This window comes from Stenotrophomonas maltophilia (genome assembly GCF_003970865.1).
In the GTDB taxonomy this organism is placed as follows: domain Bacteria; phylum Pseudomonadota; class Gammaproteobacteria; order Xanthomonadales; family Xanthomonadaceae; genus Stenotrophomonas; species Stenotrophomonas maltophilia_AR.
Genome location: NZ_RXLZ01000085.1, coordinates 1 through 16,398 on the forward strand (window position 1 = coordinate 1; position 16,398 = coordinate 16,398).

At 67.5% G+C, this 16,398-nt stretch carries 11 protein-coding genes, 2 pseudogenes and 1 riboswitch; of the genes and pseudogenes, 6 read left to right on the forward strand and 7 right to left on the reverse strand.

Translation table 11 applies throughout. From position 1 onward, the window contains the following. Positions 1-125: 125 nt before the first annotated feature. Positions 126-242 (reverse strand): annotated as a pseudogene (locus EKL94_RS22780) (M23 family peptidase); the annotation flags it as partial. A gap of 147 nt (positions 243-389) precedes the next feature. Then, a riboswitch (SAM riboswitch) is annotated at positions 390-508 on the forward strand. A 77-nt stretch (positions 509-585) separates the two neighbouring features. Between EKL94_RS22780 and metX the strand changes: the two are divergent. The 3 genes from metX to EKL94_RS20230 are packed head-to-tail and all read left to right on the forward strand — an operon-like array spanning position 586 to position 3,913. Beyond that, entirely contained in the window at positions 586-1,617 is a 1,032-nt protein-coding gene (gene metX / locus EKL94_RS20220) for a homoserine O-succinyltransferase MetX (protein ID WP_126930409.1), read from the forward strand. Continuing rightward, positions 1,614-2,849 (forward strand): O-succinylhomoserine (thiol)-lyase, encoded by a 1,236-nt coding sequence (locus tag EKL94_RS20225; protein WP_126930410.1) that lies wholly within the window; start codon positions 1,614-1,616, stop codon positions 2,847-2,849. The genes metX and EKL94_RS20225 overlap by 4 nt, the downstream gene beginning before the upstream one ends. Then, entirely contained in the window at positions 2,846-3,913 is a 1,068-nt protein-coding gene (locus EKL94_RS20230) for a homoserine dehydrogenase family protein (protein ID WP_126930411.1), read from the forward strand. The genes EKL94_RS20225 and EKL94_RS20230 overlap by 4 nt, the downstream gene beginning before the upstream one ends. Before the next feature lie 55 nt (positions 3,914-3,968). Here the strand turns inward: EKL94_RS20230 and EKL94_RS20235 are convergent, their stop codons facing one another. After that, positions 3,969-4,964, reverse strand: a complete 996-nt coding sequence (locus tag EKL94_RS20235) for an alpha/beta fold hydrolase (RefSeq protein ID WP_126930412.1) — start codon at positions 4,962-4,964, stop codon at positions 3,969-3,971. Between the two features lie 176 nt (positions 4,965-5,140). Then, positions 5,141-6,523: an L-serine ammonia-lyase gene (locus tag EKL94_RS20240; RefSeq protein WP_019338791.1), complete on the reverse strand. Its 1,383-nt coding sequence runs from the start codon at positions 6,521-6,523 to the stop codon at positions 5,141-5,143. Between the two features lie 100 nt (positions 6,524-6,623). On the opposite strand from EKL94_RS20240, the gene EKL94_RS20245 reads away from it, so the two are divergent. Next, the gene (locus tag EKL94_RS20245) at positions 6,624-6,854 is read left to right on the forward strand and encodes a glutaredoxin family protein (protein WP_049447590.1); all 231 of its coding nucleotides are present in this window, start codon (positions 6,624-6,626) and stop codon (positions 6,852-6,854) included. 71 nt (positions 6,855-6,925) lie between these two features. Here EKL94_RS20245 and EKL94_RS20250 read toward each other — a convergent pair whose 3' ends face one another. From EKL94_RS20250 to EKL94_RS20260, 3 genes are read right to left on the reverse strand one after another with little or no spacing between them, the layout of a single operon-like run. Beyond that, positions 6,926-7,498: a YceI family protein gene (locus EKL94_RS20250; protein WP_088026817.1), complete on the reverse strand. Its 573-nt coding sequence runs from the start codon at positions 7,496-7,498 to the stop codon at positions 6,926-6,928. A gap of 3 nt (positions 7,499-7,501) precedes the next feature. Continuing rightward, positions 7,502-8,074: a cytochrome b gene (locus tag EKL94_RS20255; RefSeq protein ID WP_010482755.1), complete on the reverse strand. Its 573-nt coding sequence runs from the start codon at positions 8,072-8,074 to the stop codon at positions 7,502-7,504. Positions 8,075-8,084: 10 nt separating this feature from the next. After that, positions 8,085-8,717 (reverse strand): YceI family protein, encoded by a 633-nt coding sequence (locus EKL94_RS20260; RefSeq protein ID WP_010482756.1) that lies wholly within the window; start codon positions 8,715-8,717, stop codon positions 8,085-8,087. A 165-nt stretch (positions 8,718-8,882) separates the two neighbouring features. On the opposite strand from EKL94_RS20260, the gene EKL94_RS20265 reads away from it, so the two are divergent. Further along, the gene (locus tag EKL94_RS20265) at positions 8,883-12,428 is read left to right on the forward strand and encodes a hybrid sensor histidine kinase/response regulator (RefSeq protein WP_126930413.1); all 3,546 of its coding nucleotides are present in this window, start codon (positions 8,883-8,885) and stop codon (positions 12,426-12,428) included. Between the two features lie 96 nt (positions 12,429-12,524). Continuing rightward, entirely contained in the window at positions 12,525-16,052 is a 3,528-nt protein-coding gene (locus tag EKL94_RS20270; protein ID WP_126930414.1) for a hybrid sensor histidine kinase/response regulator, read from the forward strand. Positions 16,053-16,290: 238 nt separating this feature from the next. On the opposite strand, the pseudogene EKL94_RS20275 reads toward EKL94_RS20270, so the two are convergent. Then, positions 16,291-16,398, reverse strand: a pseudogene (locus EKL94_RS20275) (IS110 family transposase); the annotation flags it as partial.

Sequence of the window (16,398 nt, forward strand, 5' to 3'; positions counted from 1 at the left end):
TTTTCCTGTCCTTGTTTTTCTCGGTGTCTTTCTTTTTTTTTTTTTTGTCAGGGGGAAGGCGGCATAGGGGGGGGGGGGCCGGGTCGGGGGGCCGGGGATGGGTAAAAGGGACAGGGCATGGCTGGGCGGGCGGTTGGGGCGGAGGAGGGAACCAATCCCCAGCCTTGGCGCCAGTCGTCGGCATGTGCAGTCGCGCTCGCCAGCAGAGCCAACAGCAGGCAGGACAGGGGCAGGCGCGGCATCGGCGTTTCCAGCGAGAGGACCGCCGGGACTGTACCCGATCCTGAACGGGGCGACCGGGACAGCCCTCGCAGAGTGGACCTGAAAATATTCATCGCTTTATCCGCATGAAGGGATTGACAGTGCCGGAAAGGGCTGGCATCGTGGCCCCACCATCGAGACCGGCAGAGGGACAGGCCCTTTGAAGCCGGGGCAGCCCGCGGATGCGAAAGCGTCTGCGTAGGTGCCAAATCCTGCGGGGACCGTGGCGTCCACCGAAAGATGGTTCGAACCATGCACCACACGTGCATCTCGAACGCGGGCCCCGCGAAGGCTCGATGGCCGATTCCCCAACCGGATCCCGCCATGAGCTTCGCCGCCAGTACCGCCATTCGCCCCGAACCCTTTGTCCCCGTCAGCGTGCCGGTTGAAGACCGTGTGCATGCCGAGCGCGGTGAGTTCGCCGCGGTGCTGTCGATGCGTCACGCCGGCCCCAGCCCGGTGCGCCTGCGCTATGAGTGGGTCGGCCCGGCCACTGCGCCGGTGGTGGTGCTGGCCGGTGGTATCTCTGCCCATCGCCATGTGGCGTCCAACGCGCAGTTCAGCGAGAAGGGCTGGGCCGAAGACCTGGTGGGCAGCGGCCGCGCGCTGGATCCGCAGCAGCTGCGTGTACTGGCTTTTGATTTCATCGGTGCCGACGGCGCATTGGATGTGCCGATCGATACCGCCGATCAGGCCGATGCCTTGGCGCTGCTGCTGGACCATCTCGGTATCCGCGCGCTGAAGGCGTTCGTGGGCTATTCCTACGGCGCGCTGGTCGGCCAGCAGTTCGCGATCCGCCACCGCAGCCGCGTGCGCCAGCTGGTGCTGGCCAGCGGTGCGCATCGCCCGCACCCGTATGCCGCCGCCTGGCGCGCATTGCAGCGCCGCGCGGTCGCGCTGGGCCAGCTGCAGTGCGGCGAAGATCACGGCCTGGCCCTGGCCCGGCAGTTCGCCATGCTCAGCTACCGCACCCCGGAAGAGTTCGGCGAGCGTTTCGACGCCGCACCGGAAGTCATCAATGGCCGCGTGCGCGTGGCTGCCGAAGACTATCTCGACGCGGCCGGCGCGCAGTATGTCGCGCGCACGCCGGTGACCGCCTACCTGCGCCTGTCCGAATCGATCGACCTGCACCGCGTCGACCCCACCGCGATCCTGCCACCGACCGTGGTGGTCGCCGTCGAGGGCGACCGCCTGGTGCCGCTGGCCGACCTGGTCGGCCTGGTCGAAGGGCTGGGCCCGCGCGGCAGCCTGCGCGTGCTGCGCTCGCCCTATGGCCACGACGCCTTCCTCAAAGAAACCGATCGCATCGACGCGATCCTCGCCACCGCCTTCCGTACTTCTGGAGAGTCCGCATGAGCCTGCACGCAAACGAGCCGTCCTGTAGTCGCACCACTGCCGCCGTCCGTGCCGGCATCGATCGGGATACTGCGCATGGCGCGGTCACGCCGCCGATCGTGCTGTCGTCGAACTTCAGCTTTGAAGGCTTCGGCAACAAGCGCCAGTACGACTACACGCGCAGTGGCAACCCGACCCGCGACCTGCTGGGTGAGGCGCTGGCGGAACTGGAGGGCGGCGCCGGTGGCGTCATCACTGCGACCGGCATGGGCGCGATCAACCTGGTGCTGAACGCGCTGCTGCAGCCGGGCGATACCCTGGTGGTGCCGCACGATGCGTACGGTGGCAGCTGGCGCCTGTTCAATGCGCTGGCGAAGAAGGGCCACTTCGAGCTGGTCACCGCCGACCTGACCGATCCGCGCGCGCTGGCCCAGGCGCTGGCTACCCAGCCGAAGCTGGTGCTGGTGGAAACGCCGTCCAACCCGCTGCTGCGCATCACCGACCTGCGCTTCGTCATCGATGCCGCGCACAAGGCCGGTGCACTTGTGGTGGTCGACAACACGTTCCTGTCGCCGGCGCTGCAGCAGCCGCTGTCGTTCGGTGCCGACCTGGTGCTGCATTCCACCACCAAGTACATCAATGGCCACAGCGATGTGGTGGGTGGTGCGGTGGTCGCGCGCGATCCGGCACTGCACGAGCAGCTGGTGTGGTGGGGTAACGCGCTGGGCCTGACCGGTTCCCCGTTCGATGCCTTCCTGACCCTGCGCGGCCTGCGCACGCTGGATGCGCGCCTGCGCGTGCACCAGGAAAACACTGCGTCGATCGTTGCCCTGCTGGACCAGCATCCGGCCGTCGGCACGGTGTACTACCCGGGCCTGGCCGATCATCCGGGTCATGCCATCGCCGCCCGCCAGCAAAGCGGCTTTGGCGCGATGCTGTCGTTCGAACTGGCGCACTGCGCGGGTGATGATCCGCACGCGGCGGTGCGCGCGTTCGTCGATGGCCTGCGCTGTTTCACCCTGGCCGAATCGCTGGGCGGCGTCGAAAGCCTGATTGCGCATCCGGCCACCATGACCCATGCGGCGATGACCGCCGAAGCGCGTGCCGCCGCCGGCATCAGCGAGGGGCTGCTGCGCCTGTCGGTCGGCATCGAGGCCGAGCGTGACCTGCTGGCCGATCTCGGTGCCGCGCTGCAGCGCGCCGAAGCCGTGATCGATGCAGCCGCGCGCCGCAAACAGGTGGTGGACGCATGAGCGCGCTCGCCGCTGAAATTCCTGCGCTTGGCGTGGGGCGCCTGGCGCTGCTCGGCACGGGCACGGTGGGCTCGGCCTTCGTGCAGCGCTACCAGGCGTTGCAGGCACGTGGGCTGGAACTGCCCAGCGTGCAGTGGCTGGCCAACTCGCGCACTGCGCTGGCGATCGACCGCGATCTGGCGTTGCCGCTGGAACTGGCACGCCGTGCACCGCGTGATGGTCTCAGCTCGCCGCCGTGGGCCAGCGCCGAAGGGCTGGAACGGGGTGACGTAGTGGTCGATGCCACTGCCAGCGAAGATGTGGCCGCACGCCACGTGCAGTGGCTGGCGCGTGGGGTGCACGTGGTCACCGCCAACAAGCTGGGTCGCGGTGCGCAGCTGGCACGTGCCACGGCCATCGCCGAGAGCTGCGCAGACAGTGGCGCACGCTATGGTGACAGCGCCACCGTCGGTGCCGGCCTGCCGTTGCTGAGCAGCCTGCGCGCGCTGGTGGCCGGTGGCGACCACATCCATGCCATCGAGGGCGTGCTGTCCGGTTCGCTGGCGTGGCTGTTCCATCGCTATGACGGCCAGTCGCTGTTCTCGGCCGCAGTGCGCGAAGCGTTGGCGGCCGGCTACACCGAGCCGGATCCGCGACTGGACCTGTCCGGCGAGGACGTGCGCCGCAAGCTGCTGATCCTGGCCCGCAGCAGCGGGCTGGCGCTGGATGCTTCGCAGGTGCAGGTGGATTCACTGGTGCCTGAAGCGCTCGCAGCGCTGCCGCTGGAGGATGCGGTGGCGGCGCTCGAGCAGCTGGATGCGCCGTTGCAGGCGCGCTGGCAGCAGGCGCATGACAATGGCCGTGTGCTGCGTTTCGTTGGCCGTGTTGATGGCGAGGGTGCGCAGGTCGGCCTGCGCGAGTTGCCGGCCGATCACCCGTTGGCGCAGGGTGCGGGCACCGACAACCGCGTAGCCATCCACAGTGATCGCTATCAGCGCCAGCCGTTGTTGATCCAGGGCCCGGGCGCGGGCGCGGAAGTCACTGCCGCCGCGTTGCTGGATGACGTGTTGCGGATCGTCGGCTGATCGCATCGTTCCTGTAAGCCGAGATCATGCTCGGCTTACAGGGCACGTCTGCCGGTCAGCGGGACTTCAACGCCTTCAACAAGGCGCTGTTGAACTGCTTGGGGTCCTGCACCTGCGGCGAATGGCCCAGTTCGGCGAACTCGACCAGCGTCGCGCCGGGAATCGCCGCAGCCGCAGCCTTGCCGAGTACCGGATAATTGCCCAGCGTCGCCTTTACTGCAGGCGGCGCGAGGTCGCGACCGATCGCGGTGCGGTCCTTCTGGCCGATGAACAGCGTGGTCGGCACCTGCAGGTTCTTCAGTTCGTAGACCACCGGCTGGTTGAACACCATATCCGAGGCCAGCGCCTGGCTCCAGGCAACGGCCTGCTTGCCCGGGCCTTCGTACATGCCCGACTGCATCCGCGCCCACGGTTCATACGCCGGTTTCCATTTGCCGTCGTAGTACACGTCCAGCTGGTAGCGGCGGATGCTGTCATAGCTGATGTTCATTTCGCCGGCGTACCACGCGTCCACGCTGCGCCATGGAACACCCAGCGCCTTCCAGTCCTCCAGCCCGATCGGGTTGACCAGTGACAGGCTGCGCAGGTCCTGCGGGAACATCAGCGCGTAGCGCACCGCCAGCATGCCGCCCATCGAGTGGCCCACCAGGTGCACCGGGATATCACCCAGTTGCAGTTGCTGCAGCAGGGCATGGGTGTTGGCCGCCAGCTGCGCGAAGCTGTACTGGTAGCGCTCGGGCTTGCTGGATTTGCAGAAACCCACCTGGTCCGGGGCGATCACCCGGTAGCCGGCGGCGACCAGTGGCTTGATCGATTCCTTCCAGGTGGCGGCACAGAAGTTCTTGCCGTGCAGCAGCACCACCACGCCGATGGGTGACTTCTTCGGCGTGATGTCGAGGTAGGCCATTTCCAGCGGCTGCCGCTGCGATTCCAGCGTGAAGGTCTTCACTGGATAGCCGTAGTCGAAACCCTCCAGCCGCGGCCCGTAAGTGGGCGCGGCCAGCGCAGGCAGCGGCAGGCAGGCAAGCAGGGCGGCAGCGATCACGCGCATGGGGCAGTCCGGGGGCGAGGGAGTCCCGAGCCTAACCGGAACGCAGTGACGATGTCGTCCGGCCGGCCAGGGACAACGGGGTAGAGTCGACTGTCAGTCGACTGCTCTTCGATCAGACCGCGAAAATCCCGCGCTGCGCGCGATAGTCGACCAACGGTCGACTCTACCCAGGGCCATCAGCACTCGATGACGTTCACCGCCAGGCCACCGCGGCTGGTTTCCTTGTACTTGTCCTGCATGTCGCGGCCGGTATCGCGCATGGTCTTGATCACCTTGTCCAGCGACACCTTGTGCTTGCCGTCGCCACGCATCGCCATGCGCGAGGCGTTGATCGCCTTCACCGCGCCCATCGCATTGCGTTCGATGCAGGGGATCTGCACCAGGCCACCGATCGGGTCACAGGTCAGGCCGAGGTTGTGTTCCATACCGATTTCCGCGGCATTCTCGATCTGGCTCGGGTTGCCACCCAGTGCCGCGACCAGGCCACCGGCCGCCATCGAGCAGGCCACGCCCACTTCGCCCTGGCAGCCCACTTCGGCGCCGGAGATCGAGGCGTTTTCCTTGTACAGGATGCCGATCGCCGCCGAGGTCAGCAGGAAGTCGAACACGCGCTGCTCGTTTGCACCCGGGCAGAAGCGGTCGAAGTAATGCAGCACCGCCGGCAATACGCCGGCGGCGCCATTGGTCGGCGCCGTCACCACGCGGCCACCGGCGGCATTCTCCTCGTTCACCGCCAGTGCGTACAGGTTGACCCAGTCCAGCGTGGTCAGCGGGTCGCGCATCGCCGCTTCCGGCTTCGACGACAGCTCGCGATACAGCGCCGGTGCACGACGGCCAACCTTCAGGCCACCCGGCAGCACGCCTTCCTCGCGGATGCCGCGCGTCACGCACGATTGCATCGCACTCCAGATCTCGCGCAGCTGCGCGCGGATCTCGTCCTCGCTGCGCCAGCACTTCTCGTTCTCGAACATCAGCTGGGCAATGCTCAGGCCGCTGCGCGCGGTCTGCGCCAGCAGCTCGTCGCCGCTCTTGAACGGGTAGGGCAGCGGGGTTTCGTCGGGCACGATACGGTCATCGGCCGCGTCGTCCTGGTTGACCACGAAGCCGCCACCGACGGAGTAGTAATCGCGGGTGGCGATCACTTCGTCCTCGGCGTTGTACGCGGTGAAGCGCATGCCGTTGGTGTGGTACGGCAGCTTCTGGCGCTTGTTCATGCCGAGGTCGCGCTTCTCGTCGAAGGCGATCTCGTGCTGGCCCATCAGCTGGATGCGCTTGCTGCTGCGGATGCGCTCCAGGGTGGCCGGGATGATGTCCGGGTCGATCAGGTTCGGCCGCTGCCCTTCCAGGCCCAGCAGGATCGCCTTGTCGGTGCCATGGCCGCGGCCGGTCAGCGCCAGCGAGCCGTAGACATCGGCACGGATGCGCGCGACTTCGTGCAGGCGGCCCGGGTCGAGCAGCCAGCGGTGGATGAATCGCTCGGCGGCCTTCATCGGCCCGACGGTGTGCGAGGAGCTCGGGCCAATGCCGATCTTGAAAACGTCGAACGTGCTGACAGCCATGGTTGCCGTACTGCGGGTACCGGAAGAGACCGCTATTCTAGCGGTTCACGCCGCACTTCCATGGCTGCGGCGCAGCATTTCCGCCAAGGGGACCCATCCGGTGTTGACTCTGTTCCAGCGTGACGACTGCCACCTGTGCGACATGGCCCTGGCCGAGCTGGCCAAGGCCAGGGCGCCGGAGTTCGAATCGGTGTTCCTGGATGACCAGCCGGCGCTGGAATCGCGCTACGGCGCGCGGGTGCCGGTGCTGCGCGACGAGCGCGGCGACCGTGAGCTGGACTGGCCGTTCGACGCGGCCACGGTTCAGGCCTGGCTGGCCGTCGATCGGTAGTGCCGGCCGCTGGCCGGCAGCCCCGCCATGCCCGGTGATGCCGGCCAGCGGCCGGCACTACCAGACGCGGTTTATTTCGCGTCGAACTTCACGATGGTGCTGATCGCGGTTTCGTCCGGGATGGTCTTGGTGTCGGCCCAGTCACCGCCGCCGACGCCGAAGTCCAGGCGCTTGACCGTGGCCTTGCCGGTCAGCACCGGCTGGGTGCCGGGCTTCCAGGTGAAGGTCAGCGTGACCGGCTTGCTGACGCCGCGCAGTTCCAGCGTGCCGTCGGCGGCGAACTGGTCGTTGCCCACCGCCCGGAAGCCCTTGGCGGTGTAACGCGCGGTGGCGAACTTGCCGACGTTGAAGAAATCGGCGGTCTGCAGGGTCGAGTCGCGGTCGCTGTTGCCACTCTTGGCACCGGCCAGCGGAATCACCACGTCCAGCGAACCGGCGGCCGGGTTGGCCGGGTCGAAGCTGAGCTTGGTGGCGAAGCCCGGGAAGCTGCCGGTGAACACTTCACCGTCGTACTTGGTCGCAAACACCAGGATCGAACCGGCGCCGGGAGCCTGCGCGTAATCGGCAGCGAGTGCTGGAGCGGTCGCCAGCATGCCGGCCAGGGCGGCGGCCACGGCGGCCGGAGTGGTCAGTTTCAGGTTCATCGGTCAGTCCTTCTGAGGGGAGGTGAGCCAGCCACGTGGCAACATGCGGGACAAGGTCGCATCGCGCTGGAACAGGTGGTGGTAGAAGGCAGCGCCGGCATGGGCCAGCACCACCGCGATCAACAGCCAGAAGCCGTATTCGTGAATGGCATGGGACACCGCAACGACCTGCGGGTCCGGGCCGCTCAGCTTGGGCACATCAACCAGGCCGAACCAGCGGAACGGGCGCAGGCCGCTGGCCGAGTCGTACAGCCAGCCCGACAGCGGGATGGCGAACATCAGCACGTAGAGCAGCACATGGGTGGCACTGGCGATGCGTTCCTGCCAGCTGGGCACGCCCGGCACCGGCTTGGGGGCACCGGCATACAGGCGCCAGCCGAGGCGGAAGAGCACGAGCGCCAGCACGGTGATGCCGATCGACTTGTGCGCGGTATAGACCCAGAAATACTTGGGGGTCTTGGGCAGTTCGCCCATGGTCAGGCCGACCACGCCCAGGGCGAGGATCAGCAATGCGATCAACCAATGCAGGATCTGGCTGACACTCCCCCAGGCGGCGGGGGTGTTCTTGGCGGTCATGAAGGGTCCTCTAGGGGGCCGTCTTGGGGTCGGAGTGTGGAACGGGAGCGGGAGTTCCCGGGGCGTCACTGCGGTCGAGGGTGGCTTCAGCCTCGATCCTCAGCTGTACTGCATCACCGATGACGCCCGGCCAGGCGGTGATGCCGAACGCGCGCCGGCTCAGCGTGGTGCTGGCGGAAAAACCGGCGGTGCGTCGGAACGGGGGGAGGGGGTAGCGCTTGATGGCGTTGAGGGTCACGTCCAGCGTGATCTCCTGGCTGACCCCGCGCAGGGTCAGGGTGCCAATCACGTGGGCGCGCCTGGCATCGATCGGTTCGACCCGGCTGGAGACGAAATGCGCCTTCGGGAAACGCTCGCCATCCAGAAGGCTGCGGGCCAGCGTGGCCTGGTTCCATTTGGCATCACCAAGGTCCAATCGCGACACGGGGACCTCGACATCCAGTGTGGCCTCGCGCCAGTTGTCGGGATCGAACTGCAGGCGGCCCTCACTGCCGGAGACCGTACCCATCGCCTGCGAGTAGCCCGCGTGGTCGATGGTGAACAGCACACGCGTATGCACCGGATCGAGGCGATAGGTATCTGCATCCGCCCAGGCGGGGGCGGTGGCGAGCAGCATCGGCAGCAGGGCCAGGCAGGGACGCATCGATGGCGGGCTCCGGAAGGGGGACGTTGCGATCATACGCACAGCCCCCTGCCAACGTTGCGTGCATGGCTGCAACAGTTCGTGGTGGGTCCACCGGTGGAAACAGGCTGTTGCAGCCATGAACCCGGCCCTGTGTGACAATCGGGACAGGACAGGGGGTTCAGGATGACGAGCGGTTGGCGCCGGTGGTGCCGAGGCATCGCGGGAATGGGGCTGCTGCTGATGGCGTTCGCCACGGCTGCCACGGCCCTGGACATGGCGGAAACACCGCGCCTGCGCCGTTTCGGTGCCGCCGAAGGCATGCCCTCGCGCATGGTGCTGGCGCTGGCCGAGGACCGCCAGGGCCATATATGGGCTGCCACCGATGGTGGCCTGGTGCGCTATGACGGCGGCAACCTGCGGGTCTGGGAACATGATCCGGAGCAGCCGGGCTCGCTGCCCGGCAACGAGATCGAGACCCTGCTGGTCGATCCCCTGGACCGCGTCTGGGTCGGCATCAATGGCAAGGGCGTGGCCCGGCTGGATGCCGACCGCGAACGCTTCAAGACCTTCGATGCGGTCAACGGCCCCTGCATGAGCCAGTTCTGGACGCTGGCCTACGCCGAGGATGCACTGTGGATCGGCACCAGTGGCCATGGCGTCTGCCGTTTCGGTGAAGACGGCAGCCTGCGCTTCTTCGAGCACGATCCGGCCCGTCCTGGCGGCTTGCCCAGCAATACCATCTACAGCAGCCTGGTGGATGCGCAGGGGCGCCTGTGGATCGGCACCGAGGCGGGCATTGCGCGCTGGAACGGGACTGGATTCGAGGCTGTCGCACCCCGCGAACTGGGGGCGCTGAGCGTGTTGCGCCTGAGCCGCGACCCCGATGGCTCGATCTGGGCCGGCAGCCAGAACGACGGCCTCTACCGTATCGACGCGCAGGACCGGGTCAGCCGTCCGCGCTGGGCCGACAGTGCACGCCTGCGTTCGGCACTGGTGCTGGCCGATCGCCAGGGCGGTTACTGGGCGGGCACCTCCGATGGCCTGTTGCGCGGAGATGCCAGCATGCTGCGGCGGCTGGACGGCGACCGCGGCAGTGGTTTCCTCACTGCCCAGAGTGGTGTGCTCGATCTGATGCAGGACCATGAGGGCGGATTGTGGGTGGCGCTGCTGACCCAGGGCCTGGCCTATCTGCCGCCGGACTGGCGCCGGTTTTCGATCTGGAACCAGCTTGACGGCAAGCCGCTGGACAGCCAGTACCTGTTGAGTGCAGCCAGTGATGGCCAGAATTACTACGTCGGCTCGGCGCATGGCGTGTACCAGCTGGACGCGCAGGGAGCGCTGAAGTTGTTGGCCAGCGATCGTGAGATCGGCAGCGGGGCGGTGTGGTCGGTGCTGCCGCGGCCAGACGGGCGCCTGTGGCTGGGGCGTGCCGGCCGCATCAGCGTGTACGACCCGGCCACCCGCGCGCTGCACGATTGGCATATCGATGGGGGGGCCGACCTGCGCCAGCGCATCGATCTGATGCGGCAGGCCCCCGATGGCACGGTCTGGCTGTCGGTGATGAACCTGGGCCTGCAGCAGCGCAGCGCCGATGGCCGCGTGCTGCGCAGTTTCCCGCTGGAGGACCTCCGCAAGACGGCCGATTCACCGGTTGAGCAGATCCGCTTTGATGCCCAGGGCAAGGCCTGGGTGATGGGCGACATGGGGATCTGGCGTGAACAGGCCGGGCGCTTCGAAGCGGTGCCGGGTGTTTCGCGCGGGCTGATCTACGATCTGGTGTGGGTGGATCCGCAGCAGCTGTGGCTGGCCCGGCAGGGGGCGCTCGAGCGCTACCAGTGGGATGGCATGAGCCTGCGCCTGATCCAGCGCATCGATGGCAGTGCCGGCGTGCCGTCGGTGAGCATGGGAGGACTGGCGTTGGCCGAAGACGGCCGCCTGTGGGCGACCACGCCACGTGGCCTGCTGCGGTGGGACCCGAAGACGCGCCGCCTGCAGCAGTTCAACGAACGCGATGGCCTGCCCGACGCCGAGTTCACCAGCCGGCCGCTGGCGGTGAATGCCGATGGTCGCGTGCTCGCGGTGGCCCAGACCGGCCTGGTGGTGTTCGACGTGAATGCTGCCGATGCCGTATTGCCGCCGTCGTCGCTGGTGATCGCCGAGGTCCGCGTGCGGCGCGATGATGCCCGTGGCTGGCAACCGCTGCCGACCACCGGCACGCTGCTGCTGGGGCCGGATGATCGTGATCTGCAGATCGATGCGCGACTGCTTTCCTATGCCAATCCGCAGGGCAACCGTTACCGCTTCCGGGTGCAGGGCTACGACCAGAACTGGGTGGAGCAGGGCGGTGACGGCCAGCGCACGTTGTCGCGGCTGCCGACCGGCAGCTACGTCATTGAAGTCCAGGCGGCAACGGCCAGTGGTGCATGGACACCTTCGCAGCAGCTGCAGGTGAAGGTGTTGCCACCCTGGTGGCGCAGCGGCATGGCGATCTTCGGCTACCTGCTGATCGGCTCACTGCTGCTGCTTATCCTGGTGTGGTCGATCCGTGCGCGCCTGCGCCGCCGCCAGCAATGGCAGTTGACCGTGCACAAGCAGCAGCTGGCAGAGCAGGCCTCACAGGCCAAGAGCCGGTTCCTGGCCACGCTGGGCCATGAGGTGCGCACGCCGATGACCGGTGTGCTTGGCATGAGCGAACTGCTGCTGGCCACCCCACTGGATGCGGTGCAGCGCAGCTATGCAGGCTCGATCCAGCAGGCTGGCAGCCACCTGCTGCGGCTGGTCAATGACGCGCTGGACCTGGCCCGCATCGAGGCCGGCCGGCTGGAGCTGGATCTGCGCCCGTTCGATCTGGCCGGCCTGCTCGACCAGGTGCAGGCGTTGATGCAGCCGATGGCGAAGCAGCGCAATCTGGAGTTCCAACGTGGAAGCGATCCGCCGGGGCCGATCAGCGTCAGCGGCGACGAGATGCGCGTGCGGCAGATCCTGCTGAATCTTCTGGGCAATGCAATCAAGTTCACCGAGCGTGGGCATGTCGGCCTGGCCGTGCGGCTGGAGGAGAACGGCGGCGGCCTCTGCTTCGAAGTGCATGACACCGGCCCGGGCATCAACGCCGAGCAGCAGGACCGCCTGTTCCATCGCTTCGAACAGGCAGACGGCCCGCGCACCGCGTCGCGCTATGGCGGCAGTGGGCTGGGCCTGGCGATCTGCCAGGAGCTGGCCGTGGCCATGAACGGACGCATCGAGGTGGACAGCCAGCCGGGCAAGGGTGCGCGCTTCCGGGTGTGGTTGCCGCTGCCCTGGATCCGGCAGGCCGCCAATGCGCCGGGCGAATCGCCGGTTCTGCCGATGCTGCCGCCGCTGCGCATCCTGCTGGTGGAGGATGACGCGACCGTGGCCGAGGTCATCGCCGGCCTGCTGCGTGGCCGTGGCCACGACGTGGTGCACGTGCTGCATGGCCTGGGCGCGCTTTCGGAGATCGCCACCGATGGCTTTGACGTGGGCCTGCTCGATCTCGATCTGCCGGCACTGGACGGCACCGCCATCGCCCGCCAGCTGCGCACCATGGGCTATGAACTACCGCTGGTGGCGGTCACCGCGCGTTCCGATGCCTACGCCGAGACCCAGGTCCTGGCGGCCGGATTCGATGGCTTCCTGCGCAAGCCGGTGACCGGTGACATGCTGGTGACTGCCATTGCCCAGGCACGCGCAAAACGACAAACCGCCCTTTGAATGCGCCAGCGCCGGGCGTGAACGGCGCGACTTTCGGTTTACCATGCCGACGCCCGTAGTGCGGGAATCATCAGAAGCAGCGTGAGGAGGCAATCGGTGGTGTATCTGCGGGCGGCGATGCTGCTGCTGGTCCTCCTGTGCTGCCTGTCGCCCGCCGCGGCGCAGCCGGTGCCGCCGAGCCCGCGCCAGGTGACGGTGTTCGATGGCTTGCCTTCCAATACCGTGAACCGCATGGCCGAGGATCGTTACGGTTACCTCTGGATCGCCACCAACGACGGCCTGGCCCGCTACGACGGGCGCAACTACCGGATCTGGCGTTCGGAAGACGGCCTGCGCGACAACCGCATCTGGACGGTGCTGGTCGATGCCCGCAACCAGCTCTGGATCGGCACCGAGAACGCCGGTCTGGTACGGATGTCGGCCGATCGTCGCCAGCTGCATTTCTACGACCGCAGCAGCCAGCCGTTGATGGGCACCAACACGGTCTGGAGCCTGGCCACCACGCCGGATGGTTCGGTCTGGTTCGGCACCCACGAAGGTGGCCTGTACCGCCTGGACAACCAGGACCGGCTGCAGCGCTTCCTGCCTGAAGCGAACAACCCGCGCAGCCTGCCGGCCGCATCGGTACCGTACCTGGCAACCCTGGCCGATGGCAGCCTGTGGATCGGCACCAAGCATGGCGTCGCGCGCTGGACCGGCACGGACTTTGAACGGGTCGGTGCCGGCGTCGTTCCCAGCCTGCTGATCAATGGCCTGACGGCCGAGCCCGATGGCAGCCTCTGGATCAGCACGATGGCCGGTGCCATCGTGCGTCGCCCCGATGGTCGTTTCGAGGCACCGTCCTGGAAGCTGCCCGAAGGCGAACAGGTGCTGGGCATGATGCTGCGCGACGAGCAGGGCGGGCACTGGCTGGACACCCGCACCGGCCTTGGCCGGGCGGTCGATGGCCAGTACCAGACCGTGCCCCTGTACAGCGCCGTGGCGCGTGGCCCGGTGCGCCCGAACTGGACCGGCGCCTACGAGGATCGCGAGGGTGGCATCTGGCTGGCCAGCACCAATGCCGGCCTGTGGCACCTGCTGCCGCGCTGGTGGCAGTTCTCGGTGCTGTCGCGGCTGGAGGACGACCCCCGCTCGCTGCGCAACGCCTTCGTGCTGGGTACCAGCCCGTCCAGCAACGGTGGCATCTGGACGGTCGGCAGCCACGGCGCGCTGGACCGCTTCGATCCGAAGACCGGCAGCATCGAACAGCACCGCACCTGGGTCAACGGCATGCACTGGCTGACCTCGGTGCGCGAGGATCGCCGTGGCCAGGTCTGGATCGGTTCCAACGACGCGCTGCTGCGCTATGACCCGAAGCGGCGTGATCTGCGCCGCTGGGGCCGGGATGCTGGCGCCGACGCGACCATGGAAGGGGTCATCGAATCGATGATGACCTGTGATGGTGACAGCCTCTGGCTGATGCTGTCGGCGGGTCTTCAGCAGCGCGATCTGGATGGGCGCCTGCGGCGCCAGCTGGACAATGGCCAGCGCGGATTGCAGCAGGGCCAGCTCAATCTCGACGTGGAATGCGGGCCGCAGGACCATATCTGGCTGGCCAGCAGCCGTGGCCTGCTGCAGTGGCTGCCGGAAAGCGAGCGTTTCCAGCCGGTGCCGGGTGCACCGGCGACCGCGATCCATGCACTGCACGTGGGAAGCGATGGCCAGGTCTGGCTGTCCGAGGACGGCCGCCTGTCGCGCTACCGCTGGAGCCAGGGCCGGCTGGAGCGGCAGGCCGTGATCGGTGCCGAGCAGGGCTACCCGGCGATCTCCGCCTCGGGACTGGTGGTCGATGCGCAGGGGGTGGCGTGGGCAACCAGTGCGCGTGGCCTGGTGCGCATCGGTGCCGATGGCCAGAGCGTGCGCCTGTATGGCGTGCATGACGGCCTGCCAAGCCAGGAGTTCCGCGAGCACACGCTGGTGATGTCGGGAGACGGTCATCTGGTGGCAGGTACACCGGCCGGCGTGGTGGTGTTCGACCCGGAGCAGGTGCGGCCATCAATGCGGCGTGCGCCGCTGGTGATCGAGCGGGTGGAGGTGCGCCGCAACGAGCAGGTGCTGGACCTGACTCACGACACGCCGTTGCAGATCGCCGATGGCGACCGCGATCTGCGCATCGTCGCGCGCCTGTTGTCGTTCGCCGATTCGGCGTCCAATACCTATCGTTACCGGTTGGCCGGTTATGACCCGGACTGGGTGGAAGTGGGGCCGGCCGGTGAGCGCCTGTTCTCGCGGCTGGCACCGGGCAGCTATCGGCTGGAAGTGCAGGCGCGGTCGGCCGACCATGTCTGGTCACGGGTGCAGAGCCTGGAATTCCGCGTGCAGCCACCGTGGTGGCGCAGCTTGTCCGGCCTGCTGGTGCTGGCCTCGTTCGCGCTGCTGCTGACCAGCTGGTTCGCCTGGCTGTACCGTCGCCGCCTGCAGCGTCGCCATGCCTATCAGCTGGCGCTGCACAAGCAGGAACTGGCCGAGCAGGCGTCGGCGGCCAAGACCCGCTTCCTGGCCAACCTTGGCCATGAGATCCGCACGCCAATGACCGGTGTGCTCGGCATGAGCGAGCTGCTGCTGTCCTCGCCACTGGATCCGCAGCAGCGCGGCTATACGCAATCGATCCGCCATGCCGGCGAGCACCTGCTGCACCTGGTCAACGATGCACTGGACCTGGCACGGATCGAGTCGGGCCGTCTGGAGTTGCAGCACAATCCGTTTGCATTGAGCAGACTGCTGCAGGACCTGGCCGCGCTGATGGGGCCGTTGGCGGCGCAGAAGGGCCTGCGTTTCACCCTCGACAACCAGCTGCCCGCCGGCCTGCAGGCCACCGGCGATGCAATGCGGGTCCGGCAGATTCTGCTGAACCTGCTCTCGAATGCGGTCAAGTTCACCAGCCGCGGCACCATCACCCTGCACGCGCGCAGCGACGCCGAGCTGCGATCTCTGCATTTCGAAGTGCGCGACACCGGCCCCGGCATCAGCCAGGAACAACAGCAACGCCTGTTCCGCCGCTTCGAGCAGGCCGATGGTGCACGTACCGCGGCGCAGTACGGTGGCAGTGGCCTGGGCCTGGCGATCTGCCGCGAACTGGCGCATGCGATGCAGGGGCGCATCCAGGTGGAGAGCCAACTCGGTCGCGGCACCTGCTTCGGTGTGACGTTGCCGTTGCCGATGGTGGTCGATGCCAATGCCGAAGCCGATGGCGAAACGCAGCGCGAGGACGCGGCGAACATGCCGCCATTGCGGGTACTGCTGGTGGAGGACGATGCAACCGTGGCCGATGTGGTGCGCGGGTTGCTGAGTGCGCGCGGGCACGAGGTGGTGCATGCGGGGCATGCGCTGGCGGCACTGCGTGAGATCAGCGCCGGTGATTTCGACGTCGGCCTGCTGGATCTTGACCTGCCGGGCCTGAGCGGCTTCGAGCTGGCCCAGCACCTGCGCAACCAGGGCTACATGCTGCCGCTGCTCGCCGTGACCGCGCGCACTGATCCGGACCTGCAGCAGCAGGTGGAAGCGGCCGGCATCGGCGGTTTCCTGCGCAAGCCGGTGACCGGTGAGCTGCTGGTGGAAGCGATCGCCAAGGCGATGGGCAGGTAGGTTCGGCAGGGCCTGCGGCCCTGCACCTGCTACCCGTCGGAGCAATGGCAACAGCCGAAGCAAAGGCTGGATTCCTGTGGGATGGCGGGGTGGGTCCGGTGGCGGGAGACGCCGTAAACCCGTCCATGGGGGCTTGGCCGCGGCATCCATGCCGCGGACACCCCCGCAACCGGACCCACCCCGCCTTCGACAGTTGCCTGCGATCTGCCGGGCATTGCTTTCTGTAGCAACTGTCTTGTCAGGCGGAGGCCATCTGGGCCTCCGCATCCCGTTTGCGGGCGTTGAGGATCACCAGCATCTTGCGCATTACCGCGACTAAAGCCACCTTGCCCGGCTTGCCCTGGTT

Excerpts from the sequence above, each read along its gene's own strand:
- EKL94_RS20225 (WP_126930410.1), top strand. The coding sequence starts at position 1,614 with ATGAGCCTGCACGCAAACGAGCCGTCCTGTAGTCGCACCACTGCCGCC.
- EKL94_RS20260 (WP_010482756.1), bottom strand. The coding sequence starts at position 8,717 with ATGCGTCCCTGCCTGGCCCTGCTGCCGATGCTGCTCGCCACCGCCCCC.
- EKL94_RS20265 (WP_126930413.1), top strand. The coding sequence starts at position 8,883 with ATGACGAGCGGTTGGCGCCGGTGGTGCCGAGGCATCGCGGGAATGGGG.
- metX (WP_126930409.1), top strand. The coding sequence starts at position 586 with ATGAGCTTCGCCGCCAGTACCGCCATTCGCCCCGAACCCTTTGTCCCC.
- EKL94_RS20240 (WP_019338791.1), bottom strand. The coding sequence starts at position 6,523 with ATGGCTGTCAGCACGTTCGACGTTTTCAAGATCGGCATTGGCCCGAGC.
- EKL94_RS20235 (WP_126930412.1), bottom strand. The coding sequence starts at position 4,964 with ATGCGCGTGATCGCTGCCGCCCTGCTTGCCTGCCTGCCGCTGCCTGCG.
- EKL94_RS20230 (WP_126930411.1), top strand. The coding sequence starts at position 2,846 with ATGAGCGCGCTCGCCGCTGAAATTCCTGCGCTTGGCGTGGGGCGCCTG.
- EKL94_RS20250 (WP_088026817.1), bottom strand. The coding sequence starts at position 7,498 with ATGAACCTGAAACTGACCACTCCGGCCGCCGTGGCCGCCGCCCTGGCC.
- EKL94_RS20255 (WP_010482755.1), bottom strand. The coding sequence starts at position 8,074 with ATGACCGCCAAGAACACCCCCGCCGCCTGGGGGAGTGTCAGCCAGATC.